Below are 16,985 nucleotides of genomic sequence, written 5' to 3'. Positions count from 1 at the left end.
CACGCCGTGACGGCGGTCACCGCGTTCCTGCTGCTCGTCGCGGGGTTCGCCGCCGGGCTGTCGGGCACCATCGCCGGGCTGGCGTCGCTGTTCTCCTACCCGGCGCTGCTCGCCGCGGGCCTTCCCCCGCTGGCCGCCAACGTCACCAACACCGTGGCGCTCACCGCCACCTCGATCGGCGCGGCCCTGGGCAGCCGGACCGAGCTCATCGGGCAGAGGCCCACCGTGCGCCGGTTCGCCGTGGTCGTGCTGCTCGGCGGCGCGACCGGGGCAGCCCTGCTCCTGCTGGCCCCGCCGGGCGTGTTCGAAGCGGTGGTCCCGTGGCTGATCGCCGCGGCGTCGGTGGTGCTGCTCCTGCAGCCCCGGATCCGCCGCGCCGCGGAGCGCCGGACCGCCGACCCGCGGCGGGACCATCTGACGACGACGGTCGGCCTGTTCGCCGTGTCCGTGTACGGCGGCTACTTCGGTGCCGCCGCCGGGGTGCTGATGCTCGCGCTGCTGCTCGTGGGCCTGCCCGTGTCGCTGCTGCAGGGCAACGCGCTCAAGAACGTGCTCCTCGGCCTGGCGAACGCCGCGGCCGCGATCGGGTTCGTCGCCGTCGGACCGGTCGACTGGGCCGCCGTGGCCCCCCTGGCGGCCGGACTGCTGGTCGGCGCCGTGCTGGGCCCCGCGATCGCCCGCCGACTGCCGGCGACGGCGCTGCGGATCGGGATCGGGATCGCCGGCCTCGGGCTCGCCGCCGCGATCGGCTTCGGCCTGCTCTGAGCGACCGGGCCGGGGTCACCCGGCCCCGGCCACCGCCCGCCGCACCCGGCCCGACACGGCGCGCACCCCGGCCTCCAGCGGTCCGCGTCGCCCGGCCGCGCGCACCGCGACACCGATCACCAGCGCGGCCACCAGGTGCACCACCAGCAGCGTCCCCGCCGGCACCCCGACCGCCCGGACCAGCTGCACCGGGACGAGGGACAGCGCCGTCACGTGCAGCGTGTACAGGGTCAGCGGCATCGCCCCGACCGCCGCCAGCGGCCACACCAGCAGCGGGACCGCGCGGGCCAGCAGGAGCATCAGGCCCAGCACCGCGAGCGCGGTGCCGACGGTGTGCGCGAGGTCGAACGGCGTGCCGGTGTGCGGGGCCTCCACGGCGAGCCACCACCAGCTGTCCGTGGGGACGGTGCCGTAGCGGCGCTGGGTGAGGTCCGGACCGAGCGCCGCAGCACCGCCGCCCGTGCCCAGCAGCAGCGCCGACCCCGCCCACGCCGCGACGGCCAGCCCGGCGCCACCGCCGACCAGCCCGGCCGCGACCCGCGGCGTGCGCAGGTCCAGGCGACCCACCGCCATCCCGGCGAGCAGGTAGGTCAGCCACGGCAGCACCGGGTAGTAGCCGGTCAGCGTCAGCTCGCGCAGCAGCTCACCCGGTGTGCCGAGGGCGGCGACGCCCGGCTGGTCGCCCGGGCCCGCCTCCCGGCCCGCGCGCAACAGGTGGCTCGCCACCGGTCCCGCCACGCACCACACGGCCGCCAGGGCGCCCAGCGCTGGCGCACGCAGCCTCAGCAGCGGTGTCGCGAGCCAGAACAGCAGGCCGTAGTAGGCGAGGATCACCGCCACGGGCGGGTCCAGCGCCACGAGCGTCAGGCCGATCAGCGCCACCAGCAGGCCGCGCACCAGGAGCCCGGCGGCGGCGGCCGCGTGGGGGCGCCCGCGTCCGACGGGCGTCGGTCCGCCGGACGCGAGGGCGACGCCGACCCCCGCGAGCACCGCGAACAGCGCCGACGCCCGGCCTCCCGCGATCGCACCCGCGACGGTGTCCGCACCGGCGGCGGTCCGCACCGGCAGGATGTGGACCGAGGCCATCCCGGCCAACGCGAGCGCGCGGGCTGCGTCGACCCCGTCGAGCCGCCGCCGGACCGCGGCGCGGGAACCCTCGGCCGGCGTCGGCTGCGCCCGGTGCCGAGGGCTCGACGGTGCCACCTCCGCGGGACCGCCGTCGCCCCGGCCGTGCGCGACCGTCGGCAGCGGGTCCGTGGTGGCGAGGTCGTCGCCGAGGCCCCGCCTGTGCGGTGCCGTCACCGGCCGACCGTCACCGGGCCGTCGGGGCGGGCCCCGACCGACCGCAACCACTCGTCGAGCGCCCGGTGCACGGCCGTCAACGGCGGGCGCCGGGCCGGGTCGTCGTCGAGCGCGGCGCGCAGCAGCGCCAGGTGCGCCGATCGGCGCGGCAGGTGCGTCGGCGGGCCGCCCAGCGCCGCGGCCCGCAGCCCGGACACCGCGTCGGTGTGGTCGCCCCGCGGCGGCTGACCACACAGCGCGTAGCCGACCGTGGCCGCGAGCTGCCAGGCGTCCGACTCCGCGGTGGCCCGGCCACCGGCGGCCACCTCCGGCGGCAGGAAGTCCGGTGTGCCGAGCACGAACCCGGTGGCGGTCAGCGTCGCGTCACCGGTCTTGCGGGCGATCCCGAAGTCGATCAGATGGGCCTGCCCGTCGGCGTCGAGGACGATGTTGCCCGGCTTGACGTCGCGGTGCAGCACCCCGCGCTTGTGCGCCGCGTCCAGCGCTCCGGCGATGGTCGACCACACGCGGGCCGCCGCGATGTCGTCGAACGTGCCGCGGGAGCGGACGAGCTCACCGAGCGACTCACCCCGCACGTACTCCATCACGATCACCATGCCGTCGAGCTCCGCGAGCCCCGGATCGCTCTCGGCGGGCACCAGGTCGTGGATCTGGACGCAGTGCGGGTGCCGCACCATCGCCAGCGCGTGGGCCTCGCGGCGGATCCGCTCCTCGGTGTCCGCGTCGCGGACGTGGGCGGCCTTCAGCGCCACGGTGTGCCCGAGGCGGGCGTCGTGGGCGAGCCAGACCCGACCGAAGCCTCCTTGGCCCAGGCGCCGCACCAACCGGAAGCGGGCCGGGCCGCCGGTGCGGGGACGAGGCGGCACCGCGTTCGCGCCGATCGCCGGCACCGCACCCGGTGTGCCGGCCGGCGCGACCAGTGTCGGCGTGGGGCCGCCACCGGCCGGGCGCGGCGGGCGCGGCGCCACCGGACCGGACTCCTGGTGCGACGCCACCACCGGCTCGGGGGCGCGGGCGGCGAACCGCGCCGCGAGCCGGTCGCCGAGCCCGCCGGGCCGGCGCTGCGTGCCCGTGCCGCCCACCGGTGCCACGGAGCCGGACGGTGCGCGGACGACCTGCCCGGACCGCCCGGCGGGAGCCGGCTGCGGACCTGCCACCGACCGGTGCACGACCGCCCACCCCGGCGCCCCCAGCGACAGCACCGCCGGCATGCCGAGGAACGCCCCCGCCGAGGCGCCGAGCCACAGGTGCGCCGCCGACCCCGCGGGCACGTCCGTCGTCAGCGCCGCCACCGCGAGCACCGGCAACCAGAAGAACCGTGCGGGCCACCGCGGCCCGCGCCGCAGCGCCAGCCGCGCCGACGCCGCCGTGCACAGGGCCGCCACCGCCGGCAGACCGATCAGCGCCAGCAGCGCCAGCCCGGTGCGGAGCGAGCTGTCCGCCCCGAACGCCGCCGCGACACTGCCCCGGCCCAGGTAGGTGCTCTGTGCGCCGACGACGCACACCGCCGAGTCGAGATCACGCAGCTGCCGGGACGTCAGGCCCGGCACGGGCCCGCTGCCCGCCGCCGCGGCGAACACCCGGCCCGTCGCCAGGAACACGAGCAGCGGCAGCACCCCGCAGGCCAGCACGCCCACCCCGACGAGCACCACCGACTCGGCAGGCCCGTAGCGCGACCCGATCCGGCGACGCCAGATCGCCACCGCCGCGGTACCCGCGGCCGGCAGCAGGCCCACCGCCACACCCATCAACGAGACCGCCCACGGCCACCCGCCCGGGCACACGGCGTCGGCGGTCAGCAGGTGCAGCTCGGCGAGCAGTCCTGCGACCAGCGCGGTGAGCGCCTCCACTCCCGCCCTCCCCCCGCGGTGGCCCCAGGGACATGGGCCCGTGCTCCCACTATGGCATCACCGCCGCAGAGGCCGTCAGCGGCGATCACCACCCACCCGGTCCGGGCCGTCGTCCCGCGCGGCGCCGGGTTCCGGGCCCGGTCCGGCGTCGGTCTCGTCGGCCTGGTCGTCGGCACCGGACCCGTTGCGGCCGGGGGTCCCACCGGACTGCACACCGGAACGAAGCTGCCCGTAACGCATCTGGTCCAGCACGGCGGCGGCGACGTCCGGCCGCTCCCGCACCGCCCGCTCGAGGATGGTGACGTCCGGGCTCAGCAGGACGTCGGGCAGTTCGTCGGGCATCACCGAGCCGGTCGTCGCGGCGATCCCGGACCCGGCAGGGGCCACGCTGTCGCCCGGCGCCGCGCTCACCTTCTCCGACGCCCGGGACATCCGGTTCCGCCGGTCGCGCAGCGGCACCGGCCACAGCGCCTGGATCGACGCGTTGAAGTGCGCACCCAGCACGATCGCCAGGCCGATGAAGAACGTTCCCAGGAGGAACGCGATCGGTGCCGCGAGTGCCCCGTAGGTGTAGCCGGTGCCGGTGAGCCAGTCCAGGTAGGCCCGCAGGCCGGTCGCGCCCGCCAGGAACACCACGGCCGCCAGCAACGCTCCCGGCAGCCCCCGGTACCACGGCGGCTTCAGCGGCAACGCGATCTTGTACAGCGTCGTCAGCGCGAGCATCAGGACCAGCCCGATCACCGGCGGCGACAGGAGCAGGTCGATCACCGGCCGTGCGGTCGGCTGCCACGACTCGGGCAGGAGCCGGGCCGGGCGCTCCGGTCCGATCGCCACGATCGGCAGGGCGATGATCCCCGTGACCAGCCCCAGGGCGTAGAGCAGTAGCGCCAGCGTCCGCTGCCACACCGGGTTGCGCAGCAGGTACTGCTCGTGCGCCCGGGTGATCGCATCGACGAACGACGACATCGCCGACGACCCCGACCACAGCGAGATCACAAACCCGATCGAGATGACCTCGGCGCGCGCGGTGGTGAGGATGTCCGCCACCGTCGGGGCGATGATGTCCTCGACCGCCTCCCGGCTGAACACCCGCCCCACCAGGTCGACGACCTGCGCCTGCACCGCGGCGACCGTGTCGGGCCCGTAGAAGTCACCGACGTAGCTCAGGATGCCGAACAACCCCAGCAGCAGCGGCGGCAGCGACAGCGTCTGCCAGAACGCGGCGGCGGCCGCCTCGCTGAAGATGTTGTCGTCCCACGCCCGCACCAGCGTGCGGGTGACGAGCTTGCGTCCGCGACGGCGCCGGACGGGCGGGTCTGCCGGTGCGGCCTCGGCCTCCTCAGGGGCGGTCATCGTCGCCGGTCCGTCCGTGCACGGTGAACGCGAGCGCGCCGGCCCCGTCCGCGGCAGCATCCGACGCCACGTCGACGCGCACCTCGTCGCCCGCCGCGATCTGCCCCGCCAGCAGCATCCGCGACAGCTGCCGGTCCACCTCGCGGGCCACCGTCCGGCGCAACGGCCGTGCTCCCAAACTCGGGCGACCCAAACTCGGGCGACCCAAACTCGGGCGACCCAGATTCGGCCCGCCCGATCCGCGCACCGCCAGCCACGCCAGCGCCGCCTCGGACACCACGAGCCCCACGCCCTGGGCCGCCAGCCGCTGCGTCGTCTCCGCGAGCACCGTCGCGGTGATCTCCGCCAGCGCCGCGGTCGACAGCGGCGCGAAGAGCACCACCTCGTCGACCCGGTTGACCAGTTCCGGCCGCAGCACCACCCGCGCCAGCGCGAGCACCTGCTCCCGTACCGCCTCGACGTTCCCGCCCGGCGCTCCCAGGATCAGCTCCGCCCCCAGGTTGCTGGTGAGGATCACCACCGCGTGCGTGGCGTCCGCGCTGCGGCCGTGCGCGTCGGTCAGCCTGCCCGCGTCCAGCAGCGACAGCAGCGCCCCCGTCACCTCCCGGTGCGCCTTCTCCACCTCGTCGAACAACAGCACCGCGTACGGGTCGCGGCGCAACGCCTCGGTCAGCTGCCCCGGCTCGTCGTGCCCCACGTGCCCCGGGGGCGCCCCCAGCAGCCGCGTCAGGCTGGAGGCGTCGGCGAACTCCGCCATGTCGAAGCGCACCGGCTCGCTGTCGTGCAGCGCAGCCGCCAGGGCCCGCGCCAGTTCCGTCTTGCCGACCCCGGTCGGCCCCACGAACAGCAGCGAGCCCGTCGGCCGCCCGGGCGCCGCCAGCCCGGCCCGCCCGGACCGCACGGCGTCCGCGACCGCCTCCACCGCCGCGTCCTGCCCCACCACCCGGCGCGCCAGGAGCCCCTCCAGGCCCAGCAGCCGCTCCCGGTCCGCCGCACCGACGGCGTCCACCCGCGCCACCGGGATGCCCGTGGCCCGCGACACCGCGGCCGCGACGTCGTCGGGCGTCAGCTCCGGCATCTCCGTCCGGTCCCACCCGGCCCGGTCCGACGCCGACTCGCGGGCCGTCGCCAGCTGCGCCGCCACCGCGTCCAGCTCGCGCGTCAGCGCCTCGGCCCGCTCGTAGTCCTCCGCGTCGACCGCGACGTCGCGGGCCCGGGTGAGCTGCTCGAACCGCTCCTCCAGCCCGGGCGCCGCCTCGCTCTCCGCTACCGGCGCCCGCAGCCGCACCCGGGCCGCCGCCCGGTCCACCATCTCCAGCGAGCCCGCGACGTCGTCGCGCGGTGCGAACGGATGCAGGTTCGCGAACTCGGGCCAGCTGATCGGCTCCATCTCCGCGGCGGCGTTGAGCTTCATCGTGCAGGAGCCGAGCGGGATCATCGTGCGGTCCAGCGCCAGGTCGGCGTCGGCCAGCCGGCGCAGCCAGCGCATGAGCGAGGTCTCGCTCCGGTGCTCGTGGAACACCGGGTGCGTCAGGTAGTCACTCGTCCGGAGCAGCCGCTCCGGCAACGCGTCGGCGGTCTCGACGTCCAGCTCGGCGGCGTCCGCGGCCACGCCGAACGCGGCCCACACCGAGCCCAGGTGCGCCACGGTCGTCAGCTCGGAGCAGGCGATCCCGACGGTGTCGGCGTCGACCCGGCGCAGCGCGACCCCGGCGGCGTGCGCGGCCGCGACGACCGCGTCGGCCCGGCCCGGCACCCGCGCCTGCACCGTGTCGAAGAAGGCGCCGTGCACGACCTCCACCCCGGCGGCACGCAGCCCGGCGGCCAGCACCGCCGCCATCCGGTGGCAGCGCTGCGCGATCCGGCGCAGCCCGTCGGGACCGTGGTAGACGGCGTAGCAGGCGGCGACGACGGCCAGCAGCACCTGCGCCGTGCAGATGTTGCTGGTCGCCTTCTCGCGGCGGATGTGCTGCTCACGGGTCTGCAGCGCCAGCCGCAGCGCGGGATTGCCGTCGGCGTCGCGGGACAGGCCCACCAGCCGGCCCGGAAGCTGGCGGGCGAACGCCTGGCGGACCGAGAGGTAACCGGCGTGCGGCCCGCCGAAGCCCAGCGGCACCCCGAACCGCTGCGAGGTACCGACGACGACGTCCGCGCCCAGCTCGCCGGGCGGCGTCAGCAGGGTCAGCGCCAGCAGGTCCGCGGCCACCGCGACCAGCCCACCGCGCTCGTGCACCTCGTCGATCAGCGCCGACGGGTCGCGCACCACGCCCGACGCCCCGGGGTAGGACAGCAGCAGCCCGAACAGCTCGCCGTCGGGCAGCCCGTCGCCGAGGTCGGCGATGACCAGCTCGATGCCCAGCGGCTCGGCGCGGGTGTGCAGCACCTCGAGCGTTTGCGGCAGCGTGTCCGCGTCGACGACGAACCGGGCGGTCTTCGCCTTCCCGGCCCGGCGGAGCAGGGTCATCGCCTCCGCCGCCGCGGTCGCCTCGTCGAGCAGCGACGCGCCGGCGACGGGCAGGCCGGTGAGGTCGGCGACCGTGGTCTGGAAGGTCAGCAGCGCCTCCAGGCGGCCCTGGCTGATCTCGGGCTGGTACGGCGTGTACGCCGTGTACCAGGCCGGGTTCTCCAGCACGTTGCGCCGGATGGCGGGCGGGGTGACCGTGCCGCTGTAGCCCAGCCCGATCATCGGCACGGTGAGCGTGTTGCGATCCGCGAGCGTCCGCAGCTCCGCGAGGGCCTCGGTCTCGGTGGCCGGGGCCGGAAGGCCGGCAGCGGTCTCGTCGTCGCGGTCGCGGATCGCCGCGGGCAGTGCCCGGTCGGCCAGCTCGTCGAGCGAGGCGACGCCGATGGTCGCGAGCATGGTGGCGAGCTCGTCGGGCCGTGGCCCGATGTGCCGGTCGACGAACGGGACGCCGGTCTCGAGATCGTGCAGGCTCGGCCGGGGGGACGATTGCTGGCTCACGGGCGGGCCTCTCGGGTCGGCGACGCAGTGCTCGGGCAGAGCAGGAACGCAGGCAGGGCGAGATCGCCCTCCCCCTCTGTCACCGCCCGGCGACCCGGGCACCTGAGAGATTCACCGGCCACACGCTCCGGCTTTCCCCGTCGGCGGAGGACGGCAGCCCTGCCGTTCTCGCTTTCCAGAGGCGTCTCCCCCGCGCGGTCCTGGGGCCTGAGAGGTTCCGGGGAGGAGTTGCTCCTTCGGCGCCCGGCACGTGTCCGGACTCTCCCGCGCGGGGTCGTCGACCGCTCTTCCATCCTAGCCCCGGACCGGCATCCGAGCGATCACGAGAGCCCCTGCCGGGATGGAGCGAAAGCGGCTTTCGCTCCACTCAATTTAGCGAACGCCGCTTTCGCTCCATCCCGGACGAGCCCAGCGGGGGGCGTCAATGATTCGTTGCTCTCGTGAGCACAGGAAAAGGCGGCCGTCCCGGGCCGGCGTCCTAGCTGATCGCCCGCCGCGTGCGGCGGCGGGAGAGCTCGTCCTCGGGGGCGTCGTCCACCGACCCGCCGTCGGCGCGCTCCATCGGGAAGTCGCGGATCGACCCGCTGATCTCCCGCATCGCCCCGCTCACGGCGATGCCGAACACGCCCTGGCCGCCCTGCAGCAGGTCGACGACCTCCTCGGGCGAGGCGCACTCGTAGACCGTGGTGCCGTCGCTGAACAACGTGATCCCGGCGAGGTCGCGGATACCCCGGCGGCGCAGGTGCTCGACCGCCACCCGGATGTTCTGCAGCGAGACCCCGGCGTCGAGCAGCCGCTTGACGATCTTGAGGACGAGGACGTCCTTGAACGAGTACAGGCGCTGACTCCCCGAGCCCGCGGCGCCACGGATCGACGGCACGACCAGGCCCGTCCGCGCCCAGTAGTCGAGCTGGCGGTACGTGATCCCGACGACCTGACATGCGGTGGGCCCGCGGAAGCCGACGAGCTGGTCCGGCATCCCGTCGAACCCGTCGTCGAACAACGGGTCCGGGAAGAGCTCGCCCTGCCCGCTCACCTCGGGCGACACGGGCCTGTCCGATCCGCCGGGTACATCGGACGGAGGGGTCGTCACCGCTCTCCTCCCACCACCCGGGGGGCCCGTTCGCGGAGTCGCTCGCATACGGCGGCGCTCGTCGCAACGGCCCGTTCGAGGCTGACGGTAAGCGCGCTGCCGCGGCGCGTCAACGCGGCGCGCCGCCGCTGATCACTCCACGCCGGGCGTGTCGGCGCACCGGGACCGACGACCCGCAACCCCGCACGATCAGCGGGCGCCGCGGAAGTCTTCGGGTGAGATGGAGTCGAGGAACTCGCGGAACTTTTCGACCTCGTCCTCCTGCTCGTCCGGGATGACCAGGCCCGCCTCGGCGAGCACGCTCTCCTCGGCGTGGATCGGCACCCCGACCCGCAGCGCGAGCGCCACGGAGTCGCTGGGCCGTGCCGACACCTTCACGCCGCCGTCGAAGATCAGCTCGGCGTAGAAGGTGCCTTCCTGCAGGTCCGTGATCCGCACCTGCTCCAACCGCCTCCCCAGCGCGCCGACGACGTCCTTGAGCAGGTCGTGCGTCAGCGGCCGAGCCGGCTTGACGCCCTGCTGCTCGAGGGCGATCGCGGTGGCCTCCACCGAGCCGATCCAGATCGGCAGGTAGCGGTCGCCGTTGGTCTCGCGCAACAGGAGGATGGGTTGGTTCGCGGGCAGTTCGACTCGGACTCCCACGACGCGCATCTCGCTCACGCGTGTTCCTCCTCCTGACGGTGCTCCGTCTCACGTCGTTCCGGCCCCGCCGGGGGAGGGTCCGTCACGGCGTCCGACGCTGTCGACGCTACACGGGCGGCACCGCGGGCGCGCGCCTCCGGACGGGCGGCGACGCGCCCGGCGGGGCGACCTAGCCGCGTGATCCGTTCGGGTCGCGCGGCCCGGTGAGGAAGACCAGCCGGAACTTGCCGATCTGCACCTCGTCGCCGTTGCCCAGCACCGCAGTGTCGACCGGCTCGCGGTTCACGTACGTGCCGTTCAGGCTTCCGACGTCGACCACCACGAACTCCCCCGCGTCGCGCCGGAACTCGGCGTGGCGGCGGGAGACCGTGACGTCGTCGAGGAAGATGTCGCTGTCCGGGTGGCGGCCCGCGCTCGTCGTGGAGCGGTCGAGCAGGAAGCGCGACCCCGCGTTGGGGCCGCGCTTGACCACCAGGAGCGCCGATCCCGCCGGCAGCGCGTCGACCCCCGACACGGACTGCTCCCGAGCCACAGGCGGCTCGACGTCGGCGAGGAAGTCGGCCCGGAAGACGGACGTCGTCTCCGGGGCGCGCTCGGGGGGCACACCCGGCCCGTCGTTCGTGGTCACCTCGCGGTCTCCTCCTGCGGTAGCGCCACCGCGGCATCGCGGTGCGGTTCGCGTGTCAACCTACCGTGCTGCACCCGCCCCGGACGGGGCCGGTCCAGGGTGCTCCGGCCTGTGGGAAGCATCTGCTCCCACCCGGCAGGCGGTCGGTCAGTCTTCGTCGGTCAGACGGTCGTAGGCGGCCGCGTCGAGCAGGGCGTCGAGCTGTGCGGGATCCACCGGGCGCAGCTCGAACATCCAGCCGCCGCCGTAGGGCTCCTGGTTCACCAGCTCCGGCTCGTCGGCCAGCGCCTCGTTGATCCCGACGACCTCACCCACGACCGGCGGGTAGATCTCGGACACCGACTTCGTGGACTCCACCGTGCCGCACGCGTCGCCGACCGCCACCGTGTCGCCGATCGTCGGTAGCTCGACGAGCACGACGTCGCCGAGCTGCTGCTGTGCGTGGTCGGTGATCCCGACCCGCACCACGCCGTCGGCCGACACGCGCGCCCACTCGTGGTCCTCGGTGTAGCGCAGGTCCTCCGGAGTCATGGCGGGAGCCTACGACCCGGCCGATCAGCGACGACGTCCCGGGGCGCGGGTCTGCGGAGCGCCAGCACGAACTCCGCGAGGTAGACGAACCCCGAGTAGAGGTACAGGCCGGTCCCCCACGCCGCGAACGCGTAACCCAGCGGACGGGCGAACGGGGCGAGGGCCGAGTCGCCGACGCCGAGCAGCAGCAGCGGGAAGGCGTAGAGCAGGAGGAACGTGGCGCTCTTGCCCAGGTAGGTGACCCGGAACGGGCCGTAGCCGCGGGCCCGCAGCACGGGCAGGCAGGCGCCGAGCACGAGGTCGCGGCCGACGAGCACGGCGACGACCCACCACGGCACCACGTCGCGCGCCCCCAGCGCCACCAGCGCGGCGAGGATGTAGAGCCGGTCCACGGCCGGGTCGAGCAGCGCGCCGAGCGTCGAGTACTGGTTCAACAGGCGCGCCAGCTTGCCGTCGAGCCAGTCGGTGAAACCCCCGATCATCAGCACCGCGAGCGCCCAGCCGTCGGCGCGGGGGCCGAGCAGCAGCCAGAGGAACAGCGGCACCCCGGCCAGCCGGAGCAGGCTCAGCAGATTCGGCACCGTCAGCACGCGGCTCGTCGACGCGGCCGCGGGAGGCGGGGCACCGCGGGACGGGGAGGACTCGCGAGCCACGCCGGGAGGGTACGGCCGGTGGGCGGAATCGTGCTCACCTGAAGAAGACGTCACCGTACCGATACGCCGTTCACCTCCCGGGTACCCAGCTCGGCGCAGGGGGAGGACAATTCGTCGCGGACGCACCGGCGGTACCGCGCGTCGGCGACAAGATCGATACCGACGGTGCTAGCCGCGCCACGCACAGCTCGCGAGCAGGGTGACACATGCACACGACCACGGTGGACGACCTGTCCGCCGTGCACGCGTGTGCCGTGCCGGGCAGCGACGAGCAGTTGTGGGAGATGAGCGCCCGTTTCCTCGGCATCGGCCTGGCCCGCGGTGAGCATGCCGTCTACTTCGACGACGGCACCATCGACGCCGTGCTCGAACGGCTGGTCGACGACCGCGTGCCGGTCGACCGCCCGCTCGCCGACGGCCAGCTCGTCGTCGTCGGGGCGGCGGACACCCGCGCCGTCCTGCGCGGGACGGTCCGCGACGCCGCCGTGATGCTGGCCGCGCGGATCGACCGGGCGGTCGCCGACGGCTACCCCGGCTTCCGGATGACGGGGCAGTTCAACTCGGGCCTGAGCCGTCGCGACGGGGTCGGCCTCGCCGACTTCGACGCCATGCTCGACACCGTCCTCACCGGACGCCCGGCCCGCGTGCTGTGCCTCTACGACCGGCACCGCTACCCCGACGACGCCGTCGAGCGGATGCGGTCGATCCACCGCATCGAGATCGAGACGCCAGCGCTCTACGACGACGGCCTGCTGCGCGTCACCCGCCTCGGCCCGTTCCGCATGCGCCTGGCCGGCGAGGTGGACCACAGCAACCGGCCCGTCGTGGCCCGGATGATCGCGGCGACGCTGGACGAGGCCCTGCGGTCGGACGACCCGCCGGCCGCGCTCGAGCTCGACCTGTCGTCGCTGCGGTTCCTCGACGTCGCGGGCGCGGTGGGCCTGGTGCACGCGGCCGAGGAGTTCCCCGAGGCGCACCGGCTCGCGCTCTCGAGGGTGCGGCCCGGGGTGCTGCGTGCCCTCGACCGCTGCGGCGCACCCTTCGCGGCCCAGCTCGACGTCACCGCGCATCCAGGGGTGTCGCCGGGGTTCCGCTGCCCCGGTGCGGCGGGGCGACGGCCAGGCCGTGGCGTCACGCACGCCCGAGAGGCACGGATACGGTGAGGGTCGAGACCACGCGCACCGCCGGTGCGGTGCGGCTGCGGCACGCCGTGGGGTTCAGCGCCTCCGCCGCCGACGTCGTCACGCTCGCCGCGCCGTCCGTGGCCGCGGCCCGCGGCCGCGACGAGCCGGTCGCGCTCGCGGTCCGGCCTGCGACGGAGAGGGCATTGGCAGCGGTACCCGCGGCCGCCGGGCTGCCCGCCGCGCTGACGGGGCGCAACGGTGCCGGCACGGTGCCGCTCAGCCGTCCCCAGGGACCCGATCACTCCGGACAGACGCTGGCCGCCCGCTGGGCGCGCGAGCTCCGGACGCTGACCCGCGGACGCGCCGGGGTCACGGTGATCGTCGAGCACGACCCGGACCTCGACGGGCTGGACGGCGGGTTCTGGACCGAGCTCGACGCGGCGCTCAACGTGGCACTGGCCGACATCCCCGCGACCCTGCTGTGCCTCTACCCGCAGCTGCCCCTGCACCTGGAGGTCGCCGACGGCGCCCGCCACAACCACCCGCTGGTCCTCGTCGACGGCGCCCTGCGGCACAACGCGGAGCACCGGGGGGCGCGGGAGGTGCTCACCGACCGCGGCGGCGTGCCCGCGCCGGCCGTTCTGGGGCCGCCCGACCAGGTCATGGGCTTCGACACCTGGCAGCTCGTCGAGGTGCGCGACACCGTCGCCCGGGCGGCGCGGGCCGCAGGCTGCGACGCCGACCGGGTGGCGGACCTGGTGCTGGCGGTCAACGAGGTCGCCACGAACGCCGTCGAGCACGGCAACGGCGACGCGCACCTCGCGGTGTGGACCGCCCCCGGGACCCGGGAGCTGCTGTGCGAGGTGCACGACGGCGGGCGGCTGGTCGACCCGCTCCCGGGGCTGCACGCCCCGCACCCGTCCGACCCTCGCGGCCGGGGGTTGTGGATCGCCCGCCAGCTGTGCGACCTGCTGCACGTGTGGGGCGACGACGCGGGCACACACGTCCGGATCCGGGCCCTGCGCTGAGGGGGTCCACCCACCGCCGATAGGGTCCGCGGGGGTTCGCAACACACGTCACCCGGATGTACGTACCGTTCAGGTGAATGTGACGAGAATGCCTCTTGGCAACGTGGAGCGCGCGGGGAAAAATCCTCAGAGGGCTCGATGCACGCCGCCACGGCCGCCACGCCGGAGGCCCTCGGTGCGCGCCCGGGCCACCACTGCTTGCACCACCCGCCGCCCATCACCGCTGCACCACCACGATCCGGGGACACCCATGCTTGTCGATCAGCGACGATCCCGCCCGGACCTGCACCGCGTCACGGTGCTCGGGTCCTTCACCGTCACCGCGCACGGCGACCCCGTGCCGCTGGAGTCGGATACCCGGCGGGTCGTCGCCTATCTCGCCGTGCACCGCCGCCCGCAGCGCCGCGCGGCCCTCGCCGCGGACCTGTGTCCGGGCGTGCCGGCCGACACCGCCGCCGCCGTTCTCGACGAGGCGCTGGCGGGTGCAGCCGCGTTGATCACCACGGACGGCGTATCCGACACCGTCGCCCTCGGCCCCGCCGTCGCGGTCGACCTCGACGAGGCCATGGCGCTGGTCCGCGCGCTCGCCGCGGTGCCCGGCCACCCCGACACGGCGCCCGCCGACGCGGCGGCCGCGACCGCGCTGCTGAGCGCGGACGTCCTGCCCGCCTGGTCCGAGGCCTGGCTCGCCGTCGAGCGCGAGCGGTTCCGCCAGATCCGGCTCAACGCCCTCGAGGAGCTCAGCTCGGCGCTCACCGCCGCCGGCCGCTTCCGCGAGGCGGTCGACACCGCCCGGGAGGCCGTGCGCACCGCGCCCAGCCGGGAGAGCGCCCGGCGTGCGCTCATCGAGGCGCACCTCGCGCAGGGCGACATCGCCGAGGCCGTCGCCGAGTACGACGAGTACCAGGAGCTGCTGCGCAGCAGCGTCGGCGCCCCCGCCGCCTTCGGGTTCGAAGGTGCGTTCGGGCTCGACAGCCTGCTCCCGCCCGTGCCCGCGTGGCCCGTGCTGCGCGGCCGCCGCCCCGCCGAGCGGGTCCCCGTGGCGGGCGCCGGCATGCGGGCCGTCCGTGGCCCGCGCCGTCTCGTGTCCGGCGGCGCGACACCGGGCACCACCCGCTGATCCTGCCCCGTCGACCTTCTCCGCCGGATCGGTCCTCCGCTGGATCGGCGCAGTGTCGCCGGTCCGGCGACGGGGTACGTGCCGTCCATGCATGGGACTTCCGAACCCGACGTCGAGGTCGACCGACACCTCGCCCGCACACGTGAGACCGGCGGGGAGCCGGACGACCATCCCGTCGACAGCACCGAGGGCGACGCGGAGGGCACCACCGGCACCGGCGAGGGCGACGAGTTCGTCGGCCGCGTGGCCGGCCGCGACCTCGGGTACGCCGGACAGACCGGCGCGGAAGCCCGTGCCGAAGCAGGAGAGGTGAACCCGTGACCACCCCCACCGGCGAGCTGACCGGCGTCGCCAAGCTCGCCTACAAGCCCTTCGGAACGGTGTTCGGCATCCTGGGCGGCCTCCTGGCCGGCAAGGTGTTCGGCATCATCTGGAAGAAGATCTCGAAGGAGCCGGAGACCCCGGCCCCGTTGTCGGAGGACTACTCGACGCGCGAGGTGCTGATCGCCGCCACGATCCAGGGCGCGATCTTCGGCCTGATCACCACCGCGGTGAACCGGTACGGCATCAAGGGCTTCCGGAAGTTCCTCAACTCCAAGGGCTGAGCCCTCACGGCCGACCCCCGGTGAGCGAACGCGGCGTTGGGTAAGTCCGACTTACCCGACGCCGCGTTCGCTCGTTTCCGGGCTCAGGCGAGGGAACGCAGCTTCGGCAGCACGTCGTCGGCGAACTGGGTGAGGAACCGCTCCTGATCGTGGCCCGGGCCGTGGAACACCAGGTGGTTCAACCCCGCGTCGAGGTAGGGCTTGATCTGCGCGACGGCCTCGTCGGGGTCCGACGCCACGATCCACCGCTTCGCGACCTGCTCGATCGGGAGCTCGTCGGCGAGGCGCTCCATCTCCGTCGACGAGTGCACGCTGTGCTTCTGCTCCGGGGTCAGCGACAGCGGCGCCCAGAACCGGCAGTTCTCCAACGCCCGCTCGTGATCCCGGTCGTACGACATCTTGATCTCGATCGTCCGGTCGATCTGCGCGGCGTCCCGCCCGGCCGCTTCGGCGCCCTCGGCGACCGCGGGCAGCAGCTTGTCGGTGTAAAGTTCCATGCCCTTGCCCGAGGTGCAGATGAAGCCGTCGCCCGCCCGGCCCGCGTACTTCGCCACCACGGGACCGCCCGCGGCGATGTAGACCGGCACCGGCGTGTCCGGCTTGTCGTACACCGTGGCGTCGACGGTCTTGTAGAACTCTCCGTCGAACGACACCGAGTCTTCGGTCCACAGCTGCCGCATCAGCCGCACGGCCTCACGCATCCGGGCGAAGCGACCCTTGAAGTCCGGCCACTCCGCCCCGGTCACCGCCGTCTCGTTGAGCGCCTCACCGGTACCCAGCCCCAGCACGATCCGGTCGGGGTACAGGCACGCCATCGTGGCGAAAGCCTGCGCGATCACCGCCGGGTTGTACCGGAACGTCGCGGTCAGCACGCTCGTCCCCAGCACCACCCGGGAGGTCCGCTCCCCCACCGCGGTCATGAACGCCAACGAGAACGGCGCGTGCCCGCCCTCGTGGCGCCACGGCTGGTAGTGGTCCGACACCCACACGCTGTCGAGCCCGACCTCCTCGGCGCGCACCGCGTACTCCACCAGGTCACGCGGCCCGAACTGCTCCGCCGACGCCTTGTAGCCGATCCGCAGCGGCACCTCGCCCGTCCTTCCGTCCTGCCACCGGTCGGCGGCACCCGCTCCTTTGCTACACCCCAGGGGGCGCGGCCGCGACTGCGGGTGCGGTGGGCCGGGGCCGTGATCTTCCGCTAATGCGTTGACCATGAACGTTCGCCTAGTTGGCGACACGCCGTGCAGCGTCCCGGGCTTCGACTGCTGTTGATCTCACCCTCGGTTCCGGTATCGGGTCGGATCGGGAGCGGAGATCTGCATGGCAGAA

Annotated in this window: 16 protein-coding genes and 1 riboswitch; of the genes, 6 read left to right on the top strand and 10 right to left on the bottom strand. The window is 74.6% G+C overall.

What is annotated here, in order from left to right; genetic code table 11:
• Positions 1-6 precede the first annotated feature (6 nt).
• Positions 7-765, top strand: a complete 759-nt coding sequence (locus RM445_RS17260) for a sulfite exporter TauE/SafE family protein (protein ID WP_311557518.1) — start codon at positions 7-9, stop codon at positions 763-765.
• A gap of 15 nt (positions 766-780) precedes the next feature.
• On the opposite strand, the gene RM445_RS17255 is transcribed toward RM445_RS17260, so the two are convergent.
• The 9 genes from RM445_RS17255 to RM445_RS17215 all read right to left on the bottom strand — a co-directional run bounded on the left by RM445_RS17255 (position 781) and on the right by RM445_RS17215 (position 11,779).
• Positions 781-2,067, bottom strand: a complete 1,287-nt coding sequence (locus tag RM445_RS17255; protein WP_311557516.1) for a heparan-alpha-glucosaminide N-acetyltransferase domain-containing protein — start codon at positions 2,065-2,067, stop codon at positions 781-783.
• The gene (locus RM445_RS17250) at positions 2,064-3,917 is read right to left on the bottom strand and encodes a serine/threonine-protein kinase (protein ID WP_311557515.1); all 1,854 of its coding nucleotides are present in this window, start codon (positions 3,915-3,917) and stop codon (positions 2,064-2,066) included. Before RM445_RS17250 ends, RM445_RS17255 begins: the two co-directional genes overlap by 4 nt.
• A gap of 75 nt (positions 3,918-3,992) precedes the next feature.
• Positions 3,993-5,270 carry a YihY/virulence factor BrkB family protein gene (locus RM445_RS17245; protein WP_311557512.1) on the bottom strand — a complete coding sequence of 426 codons (1,278 nt, stop codon included), beginning with the start codon at positions 5,268-5,270 and terminating at the stop codon, positions 3,993-3,995.
• Complete coding sequence (locus tag RM445_RS17240) at positions 5,257-8,232, bottom strand: AAA family ATPase (protein ID WP_311557511.1); 2,976 nt, start codon at positions 8,230-8,232, stop codon at positions 5,257-5,259. Before RM445_RS17240 ends, RM445_RS17245 begins: the two co-directional genes overlap by 14 nt.
• Positions 8,233-8,417: 185 nt before the next feature.
• Positions 8,418-8,509: riboswitch (glycine riboswitch) on the bottom strand.
• Between the two features lie 201 nt (positions 8,510-8,710).
• Positions 8,711-9,373 carry a MerR family transcriptional regulator gene (locus RM445_RS17235; protein ID WP_397469339.1) on the bottom strand — a complete coding sequence of 221 codons (663 nt, stop codon included), beginning with the start codon at positions 9,371-9,373 and terminating at the stop codon, positions 8,711-8,713.
• Between the two features lie 141 nt (positions 9,374-9,514).
• Positions 9,515-9,985 (bottom strand): bifunctional nuclease family protein, encoded by a 471-nt coding sequence (locus RM445_RS17230; RefSeq protein WP_311557510.1) that lies wholly within the window; start codon positions 9,983-9,985, stop codon positions 9,515-9,517.
• Between the two features lie 151 nt (positions 9,986-10,136).
• Positions 10,137-10,595 (bottom strand): glycogen accumulation regulator GarA, encoded by a 459-nt coding sequence (gene garA / locus RM445_RS17225; protein ID WP_311557508.1) that lies wholly within the window; start codon positions 10,593-10,595, stop codon positions 10,137-10,139.
• A 147-nt stretch (positions 10,596-10,742) separates the two neighbouring features.
• Positions 10,743-11,126 carry a glycine cleavage system protein GcvH gene (gcvH, locus tag RM445_RS17220; RefSeq protein ID WP_311557506.1) on the bottom strand — a complete coding sequence of 128 codons (384 nt, stop codon included), beginning with the start codon at positions 11,124-11,126 and terminating at the stop codon, positions 10,743-10,745.
• On the bottom strand, positions 11,123-11,779 hold the full coding sequence (locus RM445_RS17215; RefSeq protein ID WP_311557505.1) for a CDP-alcohol phosphatidyltransferase family protein: 657 nt from the start codon (positions 11,777-11,779) through the stop codon (positions 11,123-11,125). Before RM445_RS17215 ends, gcvH begins: the two co-directional genes overlap by 4 nt.
• A gap of 206 nt (positions 11,780-11,985) precedes the next feature.
• Between RM445_RS17215 and RM445_RS17210 the strand changes: the two genes are divergently transcribed.
• From RM445_RS17210 to RM445_RS17190, 5 genes are all read left to right on the top strand, one after another.
• Positions 11,986-12,942 carry an MEDS domain-containing protein gene (locus RM445_RS17210; RefSeq protein WP_311557503.1) on the top strand — a complete coding sequence of 319 codons (957 nt, stop codon included), beginning with the start codon at positions 11,986-11,988 and terminating at the stop codon, positions 12,940-12,942.
• A complete protein-coding gene (locus RM445_RS17205; protein ID WP_311557502.1) occupies positions 12,939-13,931 on the top strand; it encodes an ATP-binding protein in 993 nt (330 codons plus the stop codon). The genes RM445_RS17210 and RM445_RS17205 overlap by 4 nt, the downstream gene beginning before the upstream one ends.
• Positions 13,932-14,181: 250 nt before the next feature.
• Positions 14,182-15,051 carry an AfsR/SARP family transcriptional regulator gene (locus RM445_RS17200; RefSeq protein ID WP_311557501.1) on the top strand — a complete coding sequence of 290 codons (870 nt, stop codon included), beginning with the start codon at positions 14,182-14,184 and terminating at the stop codon, positions 15,049-15,051.
• Positions 15,052-15,138: 87 nt separating this feature from the next.
• Complete coding sequence (locus RM445_RS17195) at positions 15,139-15,372, top strand: hypothetical protein (protein WP_311557499.1); 234 nt, start codon at positions 15,139-15,141, stop codon at positions 15,370-15,372.
• Positions 15,369-15,656: a DUF4235 domain-containing protein gene (locus RM445_RS17190; RefSeq protein ID WP_311557498.1), complete on the top strand. Its 288-nt coding sequence runs from the start codon at positions 15,369-15,371 to the stop codon at positions 15,654-15,656. Before RM445_RS17195 ends, RM445_RS17190 begins: the two co-directional genes overlap by 4 nt.
• An 83-nt stretch (positions 15,657-15,739) precedes the next feature.
• Here the strand turns inward: RM445_RS17190 and fgd are convergent, their stop codons facing one another.
• A complete protein-coding gene (fgd, locus tag RM445_RS17185; protein WP_311557497.1) occupies positions 15,740-16,744 on the bottom strand; it encodes a glucose-6-phosphate dehydrogenase (coenzyme-F420) in 1,005 nt (334 codons plus the stop codon).
• Positions 16,745-16,985: the final 241 nt, after the last annotated feature.

Origin of the sequence: Pseudonocardia charpentierae, assembly GCF_031845345.1 — a bacterium.
Taxonomy (GTDB): domain Bacteria; phylum Actinomycetota; class Actinomycetes; order Mycobacteriales; family Pseudonocardiaceae; genus Pseudonocardia; species Pseudonocardia charpentierae.
Note: the sequence above shows the minus strand (reverse complement) of the source record. Positions and strands in the feature narration are given on the sequence as shown.

Coding starts and splice junctions, on each gene's coding strand:
- RM445_RS17235 (WP_397469339.1), bottom strand. CDS start 9,373: ATGCGAGCGACTCCGCGAACGGGCCCCCCGGGTGGTGGGAGGAGAGCG.
- gcvH (WP_311557506.1), bottom strand. CDS start 11,126: ATGACTCCGGAGGACCTGCGCTACACCGAGGACCACGAGTGGGCGCGC.
- RM445_RS17210 (WP_311557503.1), top strand. CDS start 11,986: ATGCACACGACCACGGTGGACGACCTGTCCGCCGTGCACGCGTGTGCC.
- RM445_RS17245 (WP_311557512.1), bottom strand. CDS start 5,270: ATGACCGCCCCTGAGGAGGCCGAGGCCGCACCGGCAGACCCGCCCGTC.
- RM445_RS17200 (WP_311557501.1), top strand. CDS start 14,182: ATGCTTGTCGATCAGCGACGATCCCGCCCGGACCTGCACCGCGTCACG.
- RM445_RS17195 (WP_311557499.1), top strand. CDS start 15,139: ATGCATGGGACTTCCGAACCCGACGTCGAGGTCGACCGACACCTCGCC.